The sequence below is a fragment of the Exiguobacterium sp. SH5S4 genome, from assembly GCF_004337045.1.
GTDB classification, from domain to species: domain Bacteria; phylum Bacillota; class Bacilli; order Exiguobacteriales; family Exiguobacteriaceae; genus Exiguobacterium; species Exiguobacterium aurantiacum_A.
The window spans coordinates 1-368 of record NZ_SJUQ01000090.1 but is presented as its reverse complement, the minus strand read 5'-3'; the positions used below and the strand labels follow the sequence as shown (position 1 = coordinate 368).

Here is a 368-nt window from a genome sequence, read left to right as displayed (position 1 = left end):
AGCAGTTTGTCGTCGTCCATGCGTTGGCGGCGGAATTTCGTGAGCGAGGACGGGTTGATGACGCCGTCCTCCGGCGCGAGATCCAGGAAATACTTATAGGTGAGGTCGGTCCTCGCCCGTCTGACGAGATCGACATCCGATAGGTTCGAGTGCGCCTTGAGGAACAGATATTTGAACATCCGGACAGGATGGACGGCCATCCGCCCGTTGTCGTGACAATACGTGTCCGCGAGCAGGTCGGTGACGAAATCGAACGATACGAGATCGTGGATGAGCCGTAGCTCGTCATCGGCAGGGATCAACAGATCGTAAAGCGCCGCATACGGGCTCGGCGGCATGTTCGGCAGGTCTGGCATCATCGGGATCGC

Annotated in this window: 1 protein-coding gene; it reads right to left on the bottom strand. The window is 58.4% G+C overall.

The features are described 5' to 3' along the window. On the bottom strand, positions 1–359 hold a 359-nt coding region (locus EVJ32_RS16100; protein ID WP_236639535.1), incomplete at its 3' end, for a transposase. Between the last annotated feature and the right edge of the window lie 9 nt (positions 360–368).